The following is an 18915-nucleotide window of genomic DNA, read 5'->3' on the forward strand; positions in this document are numbered from 1 at the left end:
GCAGATTTATTCTTAAATTTCCGATTATTCAAAATCTTTATTTATCTCCTTTAAGCTTTCTCAATTGTTCAATATCCTCAAGGTCTTTCTTCCTAGCCGAAGTCTCTTTATCAAAAATAAGGTCTGAATAGTGAATTAAATCTATAGGAATTTCTTCAAATAAAATCCTTTCTTTTCTTTGGTGGGCATCCGAAAATTTGATTTTTGATTTTATTTCAGGTAAAAAATCAAGGTAAAAACTTTCAAACTCTATTTTAAAAAAGGATTCTCTTGGATGTGGCGTCTTTTCTTTTTCAATCTCAGTTATATCCTGACCCAACTCCTTCATTACTTTTAATACATTGAAATAATTAGAATAGGTAGGATCAAACCAAATATCAATATCTGGTTTATCCATAATCTGTCCTGATTGGTTTCTTGATATTCTAAAAAATCCATGAAGTGCAACAGCTATTCCGCCTACAATTAAATAATCAACTTTGTGTTTTGAAAGCGAGGAGCAAATAGCCAATAAACTTTCCTTTAGGTTCTCCTCCATTTAAAATGAATAGCTTTATTGTTTCTTAACCTTTCTTATTTCTGCTATTAACTTTTCAAAATCATTATGGTGCTTAATTGAAGATGGTTCAGCAATTTTCTTGTCTTCACTCGATTTTAGTTCTTTAAATGATTTGAATTTTTTTACTGTCTTCATTTTTCCCAATAATTAACTCGATTTAATGAAATAGTGCCATTTTTCAAAAAAATTAAAACAAAAGGTTATTAACAGATATTTGAACACCATTCCACAACTGCATAAATCCTTAAATTTAGGTTATAATCAATAGTCCAAAATTTAATAAGTCATGCATAAATTCCTCACTCCCAAATTCGCAGCAAATGGAATCCTGCTGATAACCTCAGTTACCTTGGTATTCCATTTTTTAATTCTTTCAGGAATTATCCCTTTTGAAAATACTTGGGGAGGAAGGTTGGAAACCAGAGAACAAATGTTTGTATTTGAGTCAATCTCTATTCTGATTACAGTTTTGGTAATGATTGCTGTCGCAATAAGAGCCGGTTATCTACTTTGGAAAGTCAAACCTATTTTCCTTAAGGTTTTCTTCTACATCCTGATGGTTGTTTTTGCGCTCAATACCATTGGAAACCTTTTTGCAAACAATGACTTCGAAAAATTCTTTGCCTCCCCTTTGACTTTAATATTGGCCATTTTCTGCTGGAGATTGGCTATTTCAAATTCTTATCCTTCGCCAAGCTGACTTTGTAGTCATCAGGGGTTCCTTTCATATTGACATTAACGAATCGCACCCTCCTATTTCCATCCCGGTAAACAATGGAATCTTCCTGATCAGGATCAATTTCATCTTTGTTTTTGCCTGCAAAAAGTGACTTGAATCCAACCGAGGTGACCAAGCCCAAAGGAATTCGGATAAAATAATCCATGTTCATATCGAGACTTTGCTTTCCTGACAATTCGATAAAACCAAGACTGGAATTGATGTTCATGCGTGGAATAGAGAGTATTCCTTCCTTCAATTCAAAAGTATTTTTCAAGGTGTCAAATCTGACATTGTTGAGGTTTTTGTCAGAAAAATAGGAAGACATGGCACTGAGAGGTGCGAAATTTACTAGGCTACCCTGATAGACAGTCAGGTCCATATCAGCTTCTGACTTGTCAATGATGGGCGTCAGGTCAGGATAGACCAAAAATTTACTCGTGATTGTACCGCTGACTTTGCCATGCAGGTTTTCATTGATCAAATAATCCTGGCCGAAATTTTCAAATTTGAATAGCAGCTTATCCAAATCCAGTTTATCAGCTTTCATGGTGCTGTGGAAATAGATGTGGCTTGGATCACTTCCATTGAAATACCCTTTGACCGCCAATGTACCCTCAGCAGCACGAAGGCCAAGTGTATCCAAATGGATATAATGGTTTTTTGTTGTTCTCGCTTTTGCTTGCACATCTTCCAACCAAAAATTGTGGTAATTCATTTTCCCGATTTTTGCCTCAAATGCCATATTGGTAAATGGCAGCTCAAACACATTGAAAGCTTCCTGATGGTTGGTATCGACTTCAATACCTTCAAATGCCATCAATTTATCAAGGTCAAGGGCTTTGGATTTGATGAAAAAATAATTGGCTTTAGAGTTAAGAGAATCGGACTCCCCCAAAAAATACCCCATTTTCAGACTGAAATCAGACTCACCCATATTTCCTCCAAAATCTTCTAAAGTCAGGTAATCATTTTCGTAGTGAACCCTTCCTCTGAAATCATGGAGGCGTAATGGATGGACCTTGAACTTTCCATCAAGATCTTTGAGATAAAAATCTGCTGATTGGAATTGGCCATCATAATGTAAGTCAAGGCTTCCTTTCAAGCTCAATTTGTCAATTTCTTCGTTTTGATAATCTTTGGGAAGATAGTTTACCCCATTATAACTCAGAAGGTCGCTGATGTTGAGGTGATTAGACACAAGATCAAACTCAAACCTGCTATCACCTTGCGTGACTTCCTGAAACCATTTTGGGTAATTCATGACTTTCCCTGAAAAATGAAAATCGCTTTTGTCAATTTCTCCAGAGAAATCCATGACCTCCATCATCTTTTCATCTATAATGATGTCAGCATGAAAATCATGAAAAGCATGGGGGTAATTTTTGAGTTTGGCATGAAAATCCTCAATAAAAAACTCACCTTTTGGTAAGTGCTCAAAATTCAGTAGATCAAATCCTTTTGATTCGAATGCAAGAAAAATGCTAAAATCAGAGATGACTTCTTTGAAACTTGTGTCCGATGGAATCAATTGATTCAGGTCAATGGTATTTGAAAAAGCCTTTAGTTCAGCGCGGACTGGCTTATTTTGTCCATGGATCAAAGCAGGAAAATCATCGAGAGATCCCGATATTTTGAAATCCGAGTCTCCTATGCGAAATGCAAGGTTTTCAAGTTTGAGGTTTCCATTTTTCATAAATGCATAGACATTTGCATTTTTGACCGGAAGGGGGTATTCCTGCAATTTGAAATTTAAATTTTTGACAATTAACTCACTTTCAAGGCTGTTTTTGATCCCTGTAAGACCGGTAGTGCTGCTGTCTAATGCAATAAGCTCGTCAAAATCCATATTGACTATCACCTGACCGCTAAAACCTTCCAATCCTTCCACCTCAAAAAACTGACCCAAAAACTCCAAATCCAAGTCGGCATTGAGATTGACTTTCACATAAGGATCCTCAAAATCACGGATCACCAACTTGCCCTGAAACTTGCCCTGTTCAGGCTTGGCATAAAAATTCAATAATTGAAACTCGGAAGTTTTTAGACTTCTGTCTTTGCCATTGGTAAAAAATCCGGAAAAACGTAATTCGTCCACTTTACGTGATTTATCGGGATTTAAGAAATATGCGTTGTCACAACCAAACTCAAATGCAATCTCAGGCACAATACCATCACCCACGATTCCCTTGACGCTGCCTTGAAAATAAACATCCCCTTCATTTTTGTATTTTTTCAATGCTGCTCCGGTTTCATTGGGTAAAAATGCTGCCAACAATGAAAAATCAGGTTTTTCACCACCAATTTCCAAATCCAAATACGTTTCTTCCCCCAAAATGGCTTTACCTGAAAGTGTCAAATAAGCATCCTCCAATACCAATCTGGACCGGGGGATAGATACTTCACTTTTAAATTCGTCATAATCAAGTTGAATTTCAACGCCCAAGTGCTTGTTGAAAAAAAACGATGGCTTCCCTCCGATTAGATAATCAAAAACCATATCAGAATCAAGATCAACAATAATGTGGTCATTTATAAAATTTATGGAAGCAAGACCCTTGGAAAGATCAATTTGTAAAGCACTTAGATCGGAAAGATCATTGTAAGTTATCTTAATCGATTGCAATTGGATTTGGGAAAGGTTGAATTCCAATTCATTTTCCACATTTTCTGAATTCACGGAATTACTACCAATGGCCTGAATGAGATTAAAGTTGCCTTTCAGGTCTTTTGTCAGATCTACAAGCCCATCCTCGATCTTAAGAGATTTGATATTGTATTTTCCTTTTAAGATGTCCCAAATACTAAACCCGATATACAAGTCCTTGATGTTCAAAATCACATCCGCATCAGGATTTTTCTCTCCATAAAAAACTACCTGTAGCAGGTCGATCGATACATATGGAAAATTAGAAAAAGGAGAGATCCGGGAATCGCCAACCTTCAATTCACCGACAAATCCTTGATTAAGTGTATCAAGCGCATGCTGTGTCAGTTGTTTTTGGTTTTTATAAAGCAAAAAAATTGATACACTAGGTATGACTACAATAGCCAAAAAAACTATAATAATTGTACTTGTGATAATCCGTCTACTCATTTTCTATTTTTAAATCCAACAATAAAAATAACGTCAAAAATGTACTTTTTTATTTTTCTCCCAAAATTAAATTTTATTATTTAACCAAAGATTGCTTTTTCGGGTGAATAAGCTGAAAACATTTGGCTTTAAAGAAACCAAAAATATAAAAATTTTTTAATTGCAAAGCATCAATTGACTTTTCCGGGTACTCTATTGTTTTGTCCCTCCCGATTTTGAAGCGCATCACCCATGTCTTGCCGCGCTTTTTCTGCCAATTCTTTCATTTTTATTACAATTTCAGGATTTTTGGAAAGCACATTTTTGGTTTCTGATGGATCGGTCGGAATATGATAAAGCTCCATTTCTTTCAATTGAATCATGTGGTAATCAATTGGGTTTCCATCATTTCGAAAATCTTGATCTGGAGCGATACTTCTGTATTGATGTGGAAAATAAAGTTTCCAATCTCCCATGACCACAGCCTGAAGTTCATTCCTGTTGTAATAAATAAAGTAAGCATCTTTCTCTGATGAGGCGTTTGCATCCCTCATCATTGAAAGAATACTTTTCCCATCAATCGGCAGTTTAGGTAAATCAGCTCCGGTGATCTGCGCAATTGTTGGCAATATGTCAATACTCATAGCGGGATTTTCCTGAATCAAAGGTGCAAAAATCCGCCCTTTCCACTTCATGATCGCCGGAACTTTGACACCGCCGTCCCAAGAAGTTCCTTTTCCTTCTTTGAGAGCACCGGCCGAACCCGAATGCCCAGAATAGGAAAGCCAAGGACCATTGTCTGATAGAAAGATAACAAGTGTATTTTCCTCCAAACCATTTTCTTTCAAAGCTTTCATGACTTCCCCTACTGACCAATCAATTTCCATAATGACATCACCATAAAGTCCTTTTGGGGATTTCCCTTTAAACTTATCAGAAACAAAAAGCGGCACATGGGGCATTGGGTGCGCCAGGTAAAGGAAAAATGGATGCTCTTTGTTTCGCTGAATAAAGTCTACAGCCTTTTCGGTAAACATGGTGGTCAGCAAACTCTGATCTGAAAAAATGGTGTCGACCACTTTGTCATTTTGATACAATGGAAGCGGCGGATAGTAATTTTTTGACTGTGGATGATTGGGCCACATGTCATTGGAATAGGGAATGCCGTAATATTCATCAAAGCCCTGATTTGTCGGCAAAAACTCAGGATGATGACCCAAATGCCATTTGCCATACATACCTGTCTGATATCCCAATGGCTTCAACATCTCTGCAATGGTTGTCTCCTCAGGATTCAATCCATGCTTTGCAGTATGGTCAAGTGCACCGTGGATACCAAGTCTGTTCGAATATGTCCCTGTCAACAACGCCGCTCTCGAAGCAGAGCAAACAGCCTGTGCCACATAGAAATTGGTGAATTTGACCCCTTCCTTTGCCATTTGGTCAAGATTAGGAGTAGGAATATCTGAACCATAAGTTCCCAAATCCCCATAGCCCATGTCATCCACAAAAATCAAAACAACATTGGGTTTTTTCTCATCGGTTTTTTTAACCAAATCAGCACCCGATAATATGGTCGGAAAACCAATTTTGAGGATAAAAACTATGGTTAAAATCAGCCTTTGAATTGAAATGAGGTTATTCATAAATTTTCCCAAGACTGTCAACTATTTATCCAATCTTTCCACCAACCAAAGATAATCTTCCAAAAATCTCTCGATCGGTTTTTCAAACGTCCCATCCAATAACTCCCCGTTTTCTTCAAATTTTTTATCCATCTGAGGAGTTACCAATAGAGTCGGTGAAACAATCCCGAAAAGTGCGACTGACAATTGAACAAGTTGCTGCGCAGCCCGCATTCCTCCCATCATTCCTGTAGATCCAGTTACAATTCCAAATGCCTTTTGCTTGTAAATCGGTTTCGCAAAATGGTCAAGAAGGTTTTTCATAGTAGCGGAATAGGCACCATTATATTCCGGAGATACAATAATAAAACCATGTGCATGATCCATGGTTTTGTATAGGTCATGATAACCAGCAGGAACATCCTCCAAATTCATCCAAACCTTTTGGACAGGTGGTAGAGAAAATTCCTTCATATCTAAAAACTCAATTTTCAGGTCTTCATTTTTCTCCAATCTTTTCAGAAGATGTGTTGCAATCCTAAAGGAAACCGAATTCTTCCGAGGACTTCCTGAAATCAATACTATATTTTTCATCTACTTATTTTTAAACTCTTGCTGTTATCCTTTTTAAAGATTTGATTATTCAATATATCCGGGGATTGAGAACAAAATGTCCCGGACTTCCGGCTTCCGTCCTTCCCGACTTCAAACATCCAATAGCCTTCTATGGTAATTGACCTGTCCCAAATGATAATTCAAGTGGCTCACCAAATGAAACATGAAGTATTCATAGGTCATCGGTTCATTGAAAACAAGGTGTGGATAGGTATTGGAAAACCTATCTTCGGGAAACTCCAAAATAGCTTTCATCACCACCTCAATGGTACTGTCAATTTGATCCAACATCTCTTGCCTCGGTACATTTCTCCGTTCAAATTCAGCTTCCCGATCTCTCACATAACCCGAGTTACCCATCACTGTCCCGATAAAATGATTGAGATTTCCCACCAAATGAAGTACTAAAGTACCTGTTGAATTACTGATATTCCCTGAAACTTTCCAGATATTCTCCTCAATGGAGTAGGTGTTCAGCTCTTTTTTCAAATTCCTCAAATCACGGTCAAATAGATGGATAAGTACAGCTTTCATGTTTGAATATGTTTAGTCTCCAAATGTAATTCCAAGTCCTTTTGCTCCTTTGACAATAAAACTGTCCTTCCTTACAAAATTATATTCCTTAGTTGCATCCTCTAATGGAACAGCCACGAAATCATTGTTTTTGAAAGAAACCATTTTGCCAAAATCACCATTGGCTACCATTTCAAAAGCTTTTACACCAAACAAAGAGGCCAAAATCCGGTCAAAGGCAGAAGGTGTTCCTCCCCTTTGGACGTGTCCCAAAACCGTCTCTCTGATTTCGGCAGTCACACCAGCATCTTTAAGTTGTTGTGACAATTGGTAGGCTACGCCTCCTAACCTCACATGCCTTGAACCTTTATCACCATCTTGGGAGACAATAGTTCCTTCTTTTGCTTTTGCCCCTTCTGCAATGACGATGATTACGAAACCCCTTCCATTATCATACCTAGACTCTATCTTTTCGACTAGTTTTTGTATGTCGTAAGGTATTTCCGGGATCAGACATATTTCCGCTCCACCCGATATCGCAGTATGCAACGCAATCCATCCTGCATCCCTACCCATCACTTCCATAATCATGACACGGTGATGCGATTCGGCAGTGGTCACCAACTTATCCAAACTATCTGAAGCAATCTGCACTGCTGTCTGAAAACCAAAAGTCATGTCAGTCGCTGACAAATCATTATCAATTGTCTTTGGTACTCCCACGATGTCCACTCCGTGATTGAAAAGCGCTTGGGAGATTTTCTGAGACCCATCTCCTCCTATATTGATCACTGCATCAAAACCAAGCTCCTTGATGCGGTCAGCCAAGACATTGGTCTTGTCAATAAATGTAACATTGCCATTTTCATCTTTGACAGGAAAATGCAAAGGATCTGCCTTATTGGTCGTTTTGAGGATTGTACCGCCTTTGACGTGAATTCCTGCAACAATTTTTTTATTCAATTTGATAATCTGTGGAGGGTCAGTGTAAACGCCATTAAATGCTTCCTTACAACCATACACTTCCCATTCTTTATTTTTCTTTGCTGCTTTGAAGACGCCTCTGATGACGGCATTCAGTCCGGGGCAATCTCCGCCTCCCGTTGCTATTAAAAGTTTTTTCATGATTAGATAAAATGCTTAATTAGAAAGATGCAACTTACGAAATTACACGCTCAAACATGGATATAAGCAGCAGGTAAATATTACAAAATGTCATTCAATCAATTTACCCAAAGGTTTTTCCTACCTTTATCATAAGGATTATTGATTTTTAAATTACATCTTTTCACATGCAAACTGATATCAAAATAGCCGTTCTCATTGATGCAGACAACGTTCCTGCGGGACAGGTCAAGGAAATGATGGAAGAAATAGCCAAATATGGAAATCCCACCATCAAAAGGATCTATGGGGACTGGACCAAACCTCAATTGGTAAAATGGAAAAACGTGCTGCTCGAAAATGCCATCAATCCGATGCAGCAGTATGGCTATACCTCAGGAAAAAACGCCACCGATTCGGCCATGATCATCGATGCGATGGATATCCTGTATTCCGAAAAGGTCAATGGCTTCTGTATAGTATCAAGTGACAGTGATTTTACCAAACTGGCGACAAGATTAAGAGAAGCAGGAATGGTAGTCATCGGGATGGGGGAAAAGAAAACCCCAGAACCGTTCATTGTTGCATGTGACAAATTTATCTACCTGGAAATTCTTCAAAAGCAAGTTGAGGAAACTGTTGGGCTTAAAGATAAAGCCATCCCAGCACCGCAGGTGGATAAGATCAATCCCAAATTAATCAGGCTGATTGCTGCCACCATTTCAGATCTTGCTGATGATGAAGGTTGGGCTTTTTTAGGAGATGTTGGAAATTTGCTTCAGAAAAAACAACCTAACTTTGATGCTCGGAATTACGGTTTCCAAAAACTCACCCCTTTGGTCAAATCCATTCCTGCATTTGAAATCGATCACCGGGAAAACATCAAAGGGAAGACGAAACTGATTTATATAAGAAATAAATCCTGACCTGATAAATTCGCGAACCAAAATCCAACCTTTATGTGTTGGTCAATCAATGTGAAACCTCATGGACCTTGACCCCATGAATAATTTCAAAACAATGGAAAACAAAAAAAGGGTAGTCGTCGGCCTATCGGGCGGCGTAGACTCCTCCGTCGCAGCATACCTCCTCAAAGAACAAGGTTACGAAGTCATCGGCATGTTTATGAAAAACTGGCACGATGAATCTGTCACCATATCCAACGAATGCCCATGGATGGAAGACAGTACAGATGCCATGCTTGTAGCCGAAAAGCTCGGCATTCCTTTTCAAGCTATCGACCTCAGCGAAGAATACAAAGACCGTATCGTGGATTACATGTTTGCCGAATACAAAGCAGGCCGAACTCCCAATCCTGACATTCTTTGCAACAGAGAAATCAAATTCGATATTTTTCTAAAAGCTGCCCAAAAACTCAAAGCAGATTTTGTGGCAACCGGGCATTATTGCCAAAAAGATGAAATTTTAGTAGATGGAAAACCGGTTTATAGATTGCTAGCCGGTGCTGACAATGGCAAAGACCAAAGTTACTTCCTCTGCCAACTCAATCAGGAACAGCTTTCAAAAGCATTATTTCCAATCGGTCATCTCCAAAAATCTGAAGTCCGAAAAATCGCCAAAGAACAAAACCTGATCACTGCTGACAAAAAAGACAGCCAAGGACTTTGCTTTATTGGAAAAGTACGACTTCCAGATTTTCTTCAACAGCAATTGCAACCTAAAAAGGGAGCCATTGTAGTCATTCCGGAGGACTTGCCAATCTACAATGAAAGAAAAATTCCTGAAGGCATTGATCAGGAAGATTTTGATATGGAGACCTTGGAGTCTATTTGCCTTCCTATCAAATACAATCCTGAACAGGGAAAGAAATTAGGTGAGCACAACGGTGCACATTACTTTACTGTTGGACAGCGTAAAGGACTTCAAGTGGGTGGAACAGGCAAGCCGCTTTTTGTCATCGCAACAGATACGAAAGAAAACGTGATCTACACAGGTTTGGGAGAAGATCATCCGGGATTGAACAGATTTGGGCTATTTGTTCCAAAAGATGAAATCCATTGGATCCGAGAAGACCTCAAAATGGAAATTGGAGAATCTAGAAGATACCTATCCAGGATCCGCTACAGACAGCCACTATCATGGGCAACCTATCTGATGAAAGAAAATGGTTTGTATATCCTTTTCGACGAAGCACAGCGGGGGGTTGCCTCCGGTCAATTTATAGCTTGGTATGATGGCAATGAAAGTATTGGGTCGGGGGTGATATTTTGAGATCTAATTCAGAAAAATAGAAAAGCCATTCGGTAAGAACGGTTATGAAAAAGCCACTCAATTATATTGAGTGGCTTTTTGTGGGCCCACCTGGAATCGCCCCGATAGCTATCGCGGGCAAGCACCTAATGCCCCGAAAGCCTTCGGGGGAGTCAGTTGCTCGTAAATTTAGTAAGCAATTTGCTCACGAGTTCGGGATATGATTTAAGATTTTGGATATAAAATTTGGACTTCATTTTTTTGATGTGGATTTCGATTTTCCTTGCCTGTGAGAAATCATTGCATTGGATAAAATGAAAAGTTTACCAATCCTCTGCCTTTTGAGTAAAATTTAGATTTCCATATTTTTTTTGGATATGGTTTTCAAGTCTTTCTTCGATGGATAGTGTGGTTACCCCAGTGTAGAATCTTTCAAGACTTTTCGAGTATAGAATGTAAACAAAAAAACTATCCATCTTCAAAAACTAAAAAACCGATTAGAAATCTAAGCGGTTTGTGGGCCCACTTGGAATCGAACCAAGCACCTACTGATTATGAGTCAGTTGCTCTAACCGAATGAGCTATAGGCCCAATTTATTCCTTTTCTTTTTGCACCTTCTGTCCCGATAGCCATCGGGAGAGTCAGTTGCTCTAACCTACCGATTCCTATCGTGTAGAGCTATAGGCCCAATTTATTCCTTTTCTTTTTGCACCTTCTGTCCCGATAGCCATCGGGAGAGTCAGTTGCTCTAACCTACCGATTCCTATCGTGTAGAGCTATAGGCCCAATATCTGAAAGCGATTTTTGAAAACTACCTTGCAAATGGGAGTGCAATGTTACATATTTGGTTTTAAATTTACAACCTGAGGGCAAATGAAAAAACTGGAGAATATCGATTTTTTGATCTTCGATTTAGGCAATGTAATCATTGATATTGATTATAGTTTCAGTATCAATGAGTTGAAAAAAATCCTACCTGAAGCCAAGCATAGACTTACGGATATATTTTTCCCTTCGGCCTTTAATAAGGATTATGAGAAGGGATTGATTAATTCTGCCCAGTTCAGGAACGAAGTGAGGAGCCTATATCAAGAGGATTGGTCGGATGAACAGGTTGACCATGTATGGAACAGCCTTCTTCAGGATATCCCGACCGAAAGGATTGAACTTTTGAAAAAACTACGAAGAGACTTTGGAACGGCTATCCTCAGCAATACCAACGAAATCCATATTGAGAAATTTGATAAACTTTTGCAAGATCAAACAGGTGAGAAATCTATTTTTGACCTCTGTGACCGAATTTTTCTTAGTCACGAAATGGGTCTAGCAAAACCCGATGAAGCAATTTATAAGGCTGTCTTGAATGAAATTAACGTTGATCCTGAGAGGATACTGTTTTTTGATGATTTATCTGTAAACCTAGATGGCGCGAATAGAGTTGGATTACAAACTTTTCAAATCACACATCCTAGAGGGCTAATCCAATTCTTTGAGAATGTATACTAAAAAAGAATACTTAATTCACATCTCACTTTTTATCCTGACACTCATAGCTACCACCCTTGCAGGGGCAGAATGGCTTTTCGGAAAATCAATTTTGGCCAGCGGAGAATATGCATTGACTTGGGAATACTTCTTTAAATCCATGCATTTTTCAATACCTTTTATTGGTATTCTTCTTATCCATGAAATGGGTCATTTTTTCACATCAATTCACTATAAAGTCAAGACATCCATGCCGTATTTTCTTCCGGGATGGTTGGGGTTTTTAGGCGCCCCGTCCATTGGGACTTTTGGAGCAATCATCAAAATGAAGAGCCATATCAATGCAAGGAAAAAATATTTTGATGTTGGAGTCGCAGGGCCGATTGCGGGCTTCATCATTGCATTTGGCGTGCTTTGGTATGGTTTTACCAATTTGCCCCCTGCTGAATATATCTATGAAATTCATCCTGAATATCTTGATCCTGAATTCAAAGGTCATTCCGCTGAGGAGGGTTATCTCAATCTGGAAATGGGCTATAACTTATTGTTTTTTGGAATGGAAAAATTGTTGGCAGAACCGGAGAAAATGCCCAACATGTCTGAAATCATCCATTACCCTTACATTTTCGCTGGTTATTTGGCTTTGTTTTTTACAGCTTTGAATTTACTTCCGATCGGACAGTTGGACGGAGGTCATGTGGTTTTTGGCCTTTTTCCCAAACATCACAAACAAATCTCGTTGGTTTTCTATATCGCTTTTGTCTTTTATGCAGGATTGGGTTCCATCAGTCCTTATCAAAGTATTGATAGGCTTATCTTCAGTATTCCATTGTACATCGGTTTTTTATATTTCTGCTTTAGCCGTTCCCAAATAATGGACAATCAAACCAAATGGATGGTAATATTGGTGATTGCCTCTGTTCAGTATGCGCTGGTACATGCTTTCCCCACTTTACAAGGATATAGCGGATGGTTATTGTTTGCTTTTCTTTTGGGAAGGGTCATGGGATTGGAACACCCTGAGGTTTCTGGCTTAAAGCAATTAGATATTTCTAGAAAAATATTGGGATGGGTAAGCATAATTATCTTTTTGCTTTGTTTTACTCCCCAGCCATTTCAGATAAGCTAATCGATCATTTTGCTTGACCTCCCCTACCAAATTCATTTCCAATTCATTATTTTCGGGTTTTAAATTTCTGTATGATCTCACCCTCTTTTCCTGTAAATATTGCAACCCGCAAATCCATTAAAGGATTTGCCATGGCTCTTTCATCAGCGGTATTTTGGGGAGTTTCCGGTACCTGTGCACAATATCTCTTTGAACAGAAAGGTATCAATCCCGCTTGGCTTGTCTGCTGGAGGTTATTATTGGCAGGGATTATCTTGATGACTTTTACTATTAGCAAAAAAAACACCGATGCCTTCAAAATCTGGAAAACCCCCAAAGACGCACTACAGTTGTTGCTATTCAGCATCTTTGGAATGGTGGCTGTTCAATACACTTATTTCTATAGTATCAATCTGTCCAATGCAGCCACAGCAACTGTCTTGCAATACATAGGCCCTTTGATTGTTGTGGCTTTTTTTGCAATTCACCACAGGCGTTGGCCGATTTTAGTAGAATATGCTTCATTGGTTTTTGCCCTTACCGGTACATTTCTTCTAGTTACACATGGGAGTTTCAAGCAACTTGTCATTTCAGAAAAAGCACTCTTTTGGGGAATCCTGTCTGCTTTTGCTTTGGCTTTTTATACCATTCAACCTATCAGGTTATTAAGAAAATATTCCGCTGCTACAATCACAGGCTGGGGAATGCTGATCGGCGGCATCGCCTTTTCTTTTATCAGCAAACCATTGGATTTTCACGGTACTTGGGATGTTGGAACTTGGTCGGCATTTGCATACATCATTTTATTTGGAAGCGTAATAGCTTTTTATTTTTTTCTTACCTCGGTCACCATCATTGGAGCACAGACAGCTAGTTTGCTCTGTTCGGTAGAACCCCTCTCTGCGGCAGCGGTGGCGGTGGTATGGCTGAATGTTCCGTTTGGTGCCATGGATTGGTTAGGAACTGTTTTTATTTTGATTACCATCTTTTTGCTTACGCTGGGGACAAAGCCAAAACACTGAAAAATTCAAAAAAAATGCCAACAGCTTATTTCTAACTGCAGGCATTTTCTTTCAATACACAAGAATCCTATATCAAGACACCTTTCTTAAGTGCGGATGGTTTGCTTTTACGATTGGCTTCACAATTTTTTCCCATTTTTGGATCAAAGGCAATTCACCCATATTGTCAGAGAATAATTCGCTATCATAAAATTCCAGTGATATTACGTCTCTTTTTTCGTCATAAGTTTCGATTTTCAAGGTCAAGCCATCAATCACATTTACAGGTTTACCATCCATAGTTATGGATCTTTCCACTTTGACCAATAGGATATCAGTAGCTTTGGAAAGATCGATGTGATGTACTGTTTTCTCAGGTCCAAATTTGATGTAAACCAAATTTTTCCTACCGGAATCAAAACCGATGAAATAAAGGTCTCTCCAATTGTCGGATTCGTCAAATTTTAGATTGGAACCGCTAGCCAACTGCTCTATAAATAAATTTTGGGATTTAATTTTTTGTGATTGGTTCCGTTTGTAGATCACAAAAGGTGCTGAAAATAAAAGGATTAGTACCATGGAAATGACCAATGATACAGGTTCGATATCAAACATGATGTTGTTTATTTTAAGTATTTGGAAATAGAAGAAAACTGCTGTCCGTAATTTGTATCAAATACAAATCAGGAAGTCAGAAGGGTTTGATTTCAAGTAAGGATGAATGAAATCAGCTTCTAGAAAAATTACCAGAAATAATGAAATGGGAACAATAAAGTGTAAACACAAAAAAAGGATTTGACCTTATCAGGCCAAAAGGCTTTTAAAAAACCAGATTCAACAATATTTAACTGTAAACTCGAAGCATTACTGATAAAATCAAAAACTGTATCCAACGCGTTGAATACAGGAACACTTATTTTGGTTGAGGTTAATTCAAGTCCCTGGTCAAACCCTGAAATTAAATTAGAATCTGAAATTTCATATCGGTTGTTTTCTATCCTATCGTCGAAAAAATAAGGATTGCTGATACCGGCTATGCCGATAACTGCTACCAAAAAAACGGATAGAAAATTCTTAATCTGGGATTTCATGTATTCGTCAATCTGCGTGGAAATTTGCAGATTCCATTTTGACACATCAAATAACCTGCTAATAATTTGAATAAAAAAATAAACCGACCCGAAAAATAAACATCTATAAATCCAGCATATCTTTCGGCAAAATTCAACCCTATGATACTATCTATTGTCTTGTTATTGATCGGATTTGTAATCCTAATCTACGGTGCTGACAAATTGGTCGATGCTGCTTCCGGACTTGCTGCAAATTTTGGAATTCCCAATATTGTCATAGGATTGACGGTTGTCGCATTTGGAACTTCTGCCCCAGAATTAGTGGTCAACGTATTCGCTTCGGCTAGCGGCTCTTCCGAAATGGTCATGGGTAATGTCCTTGGAAGTAATATTTTTAACGTTTTGGGCATATTGGGTATCTCCTCTTTAATCTATCCCTTGGCTGTCAAATCCAATACTACTTGGATCGAAATTCCCTTGAGTTTTTTGGCCGCTTTGGTAGTATTGATTGTTGCTAATGATTATCTATTCAATGCCGGAAATACCAATCTGATTTCATTTGGAGATGGAGTGATCATGCTCTTGTTTTTCAGTGTTTTTCTAGTATATAATATCATGGTGTCCAAGCAACCCGGCGGAATTCAAGATTCAATAGAAATCCAAAAAATGTCGACAGGTATTGCCATATTGTGGATTGTTGTAGGTCTCGCAGGACTTGTGTTAGGGGGAAAACTCATCGTGGACAATGCTGTTTCATTGGCAGTTGAATTCGGGTTGTCACAAAGACTGATCGGTTTGACCATAGTATCCATCGGAACATCCTTGCCGGAACTTGCTACCTCTATTGCAGCCGTCAGAAAAAAGAAAGTGGACATCGCCATCGGTAATGTAGTCGGTTCAAACATTTTCAACATATTCTTTGTATTAGGCATCTCCTCCATTGTCAATCCTGTATCGATCGCTGAACCAAACTTCATTGACATTTACATGAATATCCTTGCCGGTTTGCTCCTGTTTCTTTTTCTATTTACCGGAAAAGGGAGGAAACTCGAAAGATGGGAAGGTGGAGTCATGTTGGTATTGTACATTGTGTATTTGACGGCATTGATTTTGGAATGGTAATCCAAAATCTTTATCCTCAAAGAAATCAGTTTTATGGAAGTAATTGACAGTTTTACTCGATTATCAATTTGGATTGGATGTTTTGATATTGGTGAACAATACCCAAAGGAGTTTTTAGATGATTTTGGGCTCCTGAACAACAGGTGATTCGAATTTGGGTGTTGAATGAAAACCGTAAAAAGCACAAGATTAAATGTTGGTAGTATAACATACTTTATTGAAAATATGCAAATTTTGCTTATTCATTAGTTAGAATAATAAGCATATGAAATATATAATCGGATCAGAAAAATCAGACCCCAATTCCATCCCCTCAGGATCAGTGTTTGGAGTTTTTAATAACCATAGAGAATCAAAAGAAGCCATTTCCATGATACTGGATCGTGGATATGAACTTAATGAAATTGAAATTTATCCCCCGGATATGGGCAATCTTGTTCCAAATCCAACACCCAATCATTTTCCTAAAGGAGATGAGGTTATGAGCGAATCTTTGAAAGGTCTCAGGAATGGAGCTATCATCGGTCTAATAGTATCTGGACTCGGAGTAGGTATTTTTATGTTGATTGATGGTGAGTTTGTTAATACTAGTTTGCTGTTTGGGATTCATACCATAACCGTATTGGGTGCAATTAGCGGCGCTGTAATGGGATTTTTTATAAATCCCCACTTACCGAAACCGATTTGGAAATTCTTTTCCAAATCAACTGAGGAAAACAAAGTCACAGTCAACTTCGAGGCGCATAATATGGTAGATGCTCTGTATTTCTCCGAAAAGGGAGGACTTAAAATTGCCCAATAGATCCGGCGGTTCCCCAGACCTTTACCAATAACCAATTATTCTTTTTCAAACTGGTTAAAAGCGGGAAGACACCTAACATCACAGGCCAGATATGGTACAAACCCGTTCGGCAGATGACTGAGTAAATCCAACCCATTTTTTGGAAAAAGTAGAGTTGTCCCCCCACCCCCAAGCGGATATCAGCGGTGCCTAAGGGAAATCAGATTTTCTCGAAATGTTTAGGCAACTGATCACAGCTTGACAGTTTTCCATCGCAAAATTCAAATCTTTGGGAATACGGGTGTCCCCCTCAAATACCTGAAGTCTATGGTGCTCGAATGGTATTCTTTTGCTATCCCTAACCAACGCATTGACTTGATAACCTTTAGACAATGCATATTGGAGTACTTCTGAACCTGTACGGCCTGAAGCACCTAGCAGAAGAATTCGATTTTTTGGAAACATATAGCTGGGATTTGAAAAATGTCTTCAACCCAGTAGATGATATTTAGATTTAAAAAGTTGCATGGAAAAAATAGAAATCTTTTTTTTCCTGATTTATCCCAAACCAAACCAAAAGAATTCTCCTTTTACTCCACCGCCAACACCCCCAGTTGATAATTCAATATCACCTCTTGAAAGAACAGCATGTACAGCGCTTGGGCGTAGTCTGATTGACCGGTGACGAGTTGTTGATTGGCAGTGGCGAGGTCGACAAAATTACTGACACCAAGTCTGAAGCGCTCGGAAATTGCCTTTTGGGCTTCCTCCGCAGCTGCAACCTGTAGCTTAGTGGCTTCTTCTCTCTTGATGCTTGCTTTGTAATTTTCATAGGCCAATTTGATTTCCTGCGAAATACGCCTTTCCAATGCTGATTTCTCGAGCTGTTGGTTATGGTAATCAACCTTACTTCTGGTAACTGTCAGCTTGTTGTTGAAATTATTAAATATCGGAATGTTCAATGACACACCGATGGTTTGCTGGGGATATACCTGCCAAAGTTGTTGGGAAATACTTCTATCATCCAGAGAGGTAAAGAAGGTACTGTAATTGAAAAACGCATTGACTTGAGGGTACATAAATGACCTTGATACTGCTAGTAGTTTTTTGTTACCCGCTTCCAATAGTTCCTGTTGTTTGAAATCCTTTCTTTGCTGCAATGCGATATTGTACAAATCGTCCAATGACATGCTAAGGTATTCACTTTGTCCCGGTACAAAACTGACTGCTTCCAAATCTGGAATGATATTTGGTCCCAATTGAAGGGTTTCTGCCAAAGTCCAAGCATCGGTTTCCCACTGGATTTTGGCATTCAATGCTACCGTTTCTAACCTAGCGACTTCCGATTGTTGGTTATATTGGTCTGATAATGTCCTCAAACCAGCCTGAACAAATCCCTCGATCTGCTCCAACTGTTTCTTTTGGTTTTCAAGGTTTTCGAGCGCAATTCTGTACAATTCTTCATCCAACAACACCTGCAAGTACTGCCTGCCAATATTAAACATCACCTCTTGAGAAGCCCTTTGGATGCTGTTTTCTCCTGCTTCCTCAAAAAACCTTGTCGCCTGGGTATTGTTGATCCTCCTGCCTCCGTTGTATATCGGCATGGCTGTATTCAGGTTGGAAGTAATGATGTTGTTTGAAACATTGGTCACAATCAATTGGTCTTCCACTTGCTGGTATTGCTGACCGGTTTGCCGGAATCCGCTGTTACTGATATTCAGGTTTGGCAAATGTGCCATTTGTGCCGCCTGCTTTTCCGTTTTCAAAACCTGCTGTTGGTTATTGAGTTGGTTAAAGGAAAGATTTTGCTTCAAGCCTAGCTGAACAGCCTCACGGAAATTGATTTTCAAGGTATCCTGTGCTTTCAATTCTGAAATGAAAGCCATCAATATCAAAGCGGTGATGAGTATTTTATTCATG

General features: G+C 38.8%; 20 protein-coding genes and 1 tRNA gene. 8 read left to right on the plus strand and 13 right to left on the minus strand.

What is annotated here, in order from left to right; all coding sequences use genetic code 11:
• Positions 1-37 precede the first annotated feature (37 nt).
• Both M3O96_RS00495 and M3O96_RS00500 read right to left on the minus strand, forming a co-directional pair.
• Entirely contained in the window at positions 38-538 is a 501-nt protein-coding gene (locus M3O96_RS00495; RefSeq protein WP_249717541.1) for a hypothetical protein, read from the minus strand.
• 15 nt (positions 539-553) lie between these two features.
• Entirely contained in the window at positions 554-694 is a 141-nt protein-coding gene (locus M3O96_RS00500; RefSeq protein WP_249717542.1) for a hypothetical protein, read from the minus strand.
• A gap of 151 nt (positions 695-845) precedes the next feature.
• On the opposite strand from M3O96_RS00500, the gene M3O96_RS00505 reads away from it, so the two are divergent.
• Positions 846-1259 carry a hypothetical protein gene (locus tag M3O96_RS00505; protein ID WP_249717544.1) on the plus strand — a complete coding sequence of 138 codons (414 nt, stop codon included), beginning with the start codon at positions 846-848 and terminating at the stop codon, positions 1257-1259.
• Here the strand turns inward: M3O96_RS00505 and M3O96_RS00510 are convergent.
• The 5 genes from M3O96_RS00510 to M3O96_RS00530 form a co-directional block, all read right to left on the minus strand.
• Positions 1228-4374, minus strand: coding sequence for an AsmA-like C-terminal region-containing protein (locus M3O96_RS00510; RefSeq protein WP_249717546.1), 3147 nt, complete (start codon positions 4372-4374; stop codon positions 1228-1230). The genes M3O96_RS00505 and M3O96_RS00510 overlap by 32 nt on opposite strands.
• Positions 4375-4544: 170 nt before the next feature.
• The gene (locus M3O96_RS00515) at positions 4545-5999 is read right to left on the minus strand and encodes a sulfatase family protein (RefSeq protein WP_249717547.1); all 1455 of its coding nucleotides are present in this window, start codon (positions 5997-5999) and stop codon (positions 4545-4547) included.
• Positions 6000-6020: 21 nt separating this feature from the next.
• On the minus strand, positions 6021-6572 hold the full coding sequence (locus M3O96_RS00520; RefSeq protein ID WP_249717552.1) for an NADPH-dependent FMN reductase: 552 nt from the start codon (positions 6570-6572) through the stop codon (positions 6021-6023).
• A 111-nt stretch (positions 6573-6683) separates the two neighbouring features.
• A complete protein-coding gene (locus tag M3O96_RS00525) occupies positions 6684-7127 on the minus strand; it encodes a DinB family protein (RefSeq protein WP_249717554.1) in 444 nt (147 codons plus the stop codon).
• Positions 7128-7139: 12 nt separating this feature from the next.
• On the minus strand, positions 7140-8231 hold the full coding sequence (locus M3O96_RS00530) for a 6-phosphofructokinase (protein WP_249717557.1): 1092 nt from the start codon (positions 8229-8231) through the stop codon (positions 7140-7142).
• Between the two features lie 167 nt (positions 8232-8398).
• On the opposite strand from M3O96_RS00530, the gene M3O96_RS00535 reads away from it, so the two are divergent.
• Together M3O96_RS00535 and mnmA are read left to right on the plus strand one after the other, a co-directional pair.
• Complete coding sequence (locus M3O96_RS00535) at positions 8399-9136, plus strand: NYN domain-containing protein (protein ID WP_249717560.1); 738 nt, start codon at positions 8399-8401, stop codon at positions 9134-9136.
• A 94-nt stretch (positions 9137-9230) separates the two neighbouring features.
• Complete coding sequence (gene mnmA, locus M3O96_RS00540; protein ID WP_249717563.1) at positions 9231-10442, plus strand: tRNA 2-thiouridine(34) synthase MnmA; 1212 nt, start codon at positions 9231-9233, stop codon at positions 10440-10442.
• A gap of 302 nt (positions 10443-10744) precedes the next feature.
• Here the strand turns inward: mnmA and M3O96_RS22165 are convergent, their stop codons facing one another.
• The gene (locus tag M3O96_RS22165; protein WP_502798888.1) at positions 10745-10897 is read right to left on the minus strand and encodes a GIY-YIG nuclease family protein; all 153 of its coding nucleotides are present in this window, start codon (positions 10895-10897) and stop codon (positions 10745-10747) included.
• Positions 10898-10938: 41 nt separating this feature from the next.
• Positions 10939-11012, minus strand: a tRNA-Ile gene (locus tag M3O96_RS00545).
• A 283-nt stretch (positions 11013-11295) separates the two neighbouring features.
• On the opposite strand from M3O96_RS00545, the gene M3O96_RS00550 reads away from it, so the two are divergent.
• The 3 genes from M3O96_RS00550 to M3O96_RS00560 all read left to right on the plus strand — a co-directional run bounded on the left by M3O96_RS00550 (position 11296) and on the right by M3O96_RS00560 (position 14037).
• On the plus strand, positions 11296-11928 hold the full coding sequence (locus M3O96_RS00550; RefSeq protein WP_249717568.1) for an HAD family hydrolase: 633 nt from the start codon (positions 11296-11298) through the stop codon (positions 11926-11928).
• The gene (locus M3O96_RS00555) at positions 11918-13036 is read left to right on the plus strand and encodes a site-2 protease family protein (RefSeq protein ID WP_249717572.1); all 1119 of its coding nucleotides are present in this window, start codon (positions 11918-11920) and stop codon (positions 13034-13036) included. Before M3O96_RS00550 ends, M3O96_RS00555 begins: the two co-directional genes overlap by 11 nt.
• A gap of 71 nt (positions 13037-13107) precedes the next feature.
• A complete protein-coding gene (locus M3O96_RS00560) occupies positions 13108-14037 on the plus strand; it encodes a DMT family transporter (protein WP_249717575.1) in 930 nt (309 codons plus the stop codon).
• A 72-nt stretch (positions 14038-14109) separates the two neighbouring features.
• On the opposite strand, the gene M3O96_RS00565 is transcribed toward M3O96_RS00560, so the two are convergent.
• Positions 14110-14631 (minus strand): hypothetical protein, encoded by a 522-nt coding sequence (locus M3O96_RS00565; RefSeq protein WP_249717580.1) that lies wholly within the window; start codon positions 14629-14631, stop codon positions 14110-14112.
• Positions 14632-14759: 128 nt separating this feature from the next.
• Complete coding sequence (locus tag M3O96_RS00570; protein ID WP_249717582.1) at positions 14760-15107, minus strand: hypothetical protein; 348 nt, start codon at positions 15105-15107, stop codon at positions 14760-14762.
• A gap of 141 nt (positions 15108-15248) precedes the next feature.
• On the opposite strand from M3O96_RS00570, the gene M3O96_RS00575 reads away from it, so the two are divergent.
• On the plus strand, positions 15249-16211 hold the full coding sequence (locus tag M3O96_RS00575; protein WP_249717584.1) for a calcium/sodium antiporter: 963 nt from the start codon (positions 15249-15251) through the stop codon (positions 16209-16211).
• 265 nt (positions 16212-16476) lie between these two features.
• Positions 16477-17013, plus strand: a complete 537-nt coding sequence (locus M3O96_RS00580) for a hypothetical protein (RefSeq protein ID WP_249717586.1) — start codon at positions 16477-16479, stop codon at positions 17011-17013.
• 189 nt (positions 17014-17202) lie between these two features.
• On the opposite strand, the gene M3O96_RS00585 is transcribed toward M3O96_RS00580, so the two are convergent.
• Together M3O96_RS00585 and M3O96_RS00590 are read right to left on the minus strand one after the other, a co-directional pair.
• Complete coding sequence (locus M3O96_RS00585) at positions 17203-17457, minus strand: NAD(P)-dependent oxidoreductase (RefSeq protein WP_249717587.1); 255 nt, start codon at positions 17455-17457, stop codon at positions 17203-17205.
• A 125-nt stretch (positions 17458-17582) separates the two neighbouring features.
• Complete coding sequence (locus M3O96_RS00590; protein ID WP_249717589.1) at positions 17583-18914, minus strand: TolC family protein; 1332 nt, start codon at positions 18912-18914, stop codon at positions 17583-17585.
• Between the last annotated feature and the right edge of the window lies 1 nt (position 18915).

Origin of the sequence: Aquiflexum sp. TKW24L (assembly GCF_023502205.1) — a bacterium.
GTDB lineage: Bacteria > Bacteroidota > Bacteroidia > Cytophagales > Cyclobacteriaceae > Cognataquiflexum.

Excerpts from the sequence above, each read along its gene's own strand:
- M3O96_RS00580 (WP_249717586.1), top strand. The coding sequence starts at position 16,477 with ATGAAATATATAATCGGATCAGAAAAATCAGACCCCAATTCCATCCCC.
- mnmA (WP_249717563.1), top strand. The coding sequence starts at position 9,231 with ATGGAAAACAAAAAAAGGGTAGTCGTCGGCCTATCGGGCGGCGTAGAC.
- M3O96_RS00520 (WP_249717552.1), bottom strand. The coding sequence starts at position 6,572 with ATGAAAAATATAGTATTGATTTCAGGAAGTCCTCGGAAGAATTCGGTT.
- M3O96_RS00570 (WP_249717582.1), bottom strand. The coding sequence starts at position 15,107 with ATGAAATCCCAGATTAAGAATTTTCTATCCGTTTTTTTGGTAGCAGTT.
- M3O96_RS00530 (WP_249717557.1), bottom strand. The coding sequence starts at position 8,231 with ATGAAAAAACTTTTAATAGCAACGGGAGGCGGAGATTGCCCCGGACTG.
- M3O96_RS00560 (WP_249717575.1), top strand. The coding sequence starts at position 13,108 with ATGATCTCACCCTCTTTTCCTGTAAATATTGCAACCCGCAAATCCATT.
- M3O96_RS00575 (WP_249717584.1), top strand. The coding sequence starts at position 15,249 with ATGATACTATCTATTGTCTTGTTATTGATCGGATTTGTAATCCTAATC.
- M3O96_RS00495 (WP_249717541.1), bottom strand. The coding sequence starts at position 538 with ATGGAGGAGAACCTAAAGGAAAGTTTATTGGCTATTTGCTCCTCGCTT.
- M3O96_RS00525 (WP_249717554.1), bottom strand. The coding sequence starts at position 7,127 with ATGAAAGCTGTACTTATCCATCTATTTGACCGTGATTTGAGGAATTTG.
- M3O96_RS00510 (WP_249717546.1), bottom strand. The coding sequence starts at position 4,374 with ATGAGTAGACGGATTATCACAAGTACAATTATTATAGTTTTTTTGGCT.
- M3O96_RS00550 (WP_249717568.1), top strand. The coding sequence starts at position 11,296 with ATGAAAAAACTGGAGAATATCGATTTTTTGATCTTCGATTTAGGCAAT.
- M3O96_RS00565 (WP_249717580.1), bottom strand. The coding sequence starts at position 14,631 with ATGTTTGATATCGAACCTGTATCATTGGTCATTTCCATGGTACTAATC.
- M3O96_RS22165 (WP_502798888.1), bottom strand. The coding sequence starts at position 10,897 with ATGGATAGTTTTTTTGTTTACATTCTATACTCGAAAAGTCTTGAAAGA.
- M3O96_RS00590 (WP_249717589.1), bottom strand. The coding sequence starts at position 18,914 with ATGAATAAAATACTCATCACCGCTTTGATATTGATGGCTTTCATTTCA.
- M3O96_RS00505 (WP_249717544.1), top strand. The coding sequence starts at position 846 with ATGCATAAATTCCTCACTCCCAAATTCGCAGCAAATGGAATCCTGCTG.
- M3O96_RS00500 (WP_249717542.1), bottom strand. The coding sequence starts at position 694 with ATGAAGACAGTAAAAAAATTCAAATCATTTAAAGAACTAAAATCGAGT.
- M3O96_RS00585 (WP_249717587.1), bottom strand. The coding sequence starts at position 17,457 with ATGTTTCCAAAAAATCGAATTCTTCTGCTAGGTGCTTCAGGCCGTACA.
- M3O96_RS00555 (WP_249717572.1), top strand. The coding sequence starts at position 11,918 with ATGTATACTAAAAAAGAATACTTAATTCACATCTCACTTTTTATCCTG.
- M3O96_RS00515 (WP_249717547.1), bottom strand. The coding sequence starts at position 5,999 with ATGAATAACCTCATTTCAATTCAAAGGCTGATTTTAACCATAGTTTTT.
- M3O96_RS00535 (WP_249717560.1), top strand. The coding sequence starts at position 8,399 with ATGCAAACTGATATCAAAATAGCCGTTCTCATTGATGCAGACAACGTT.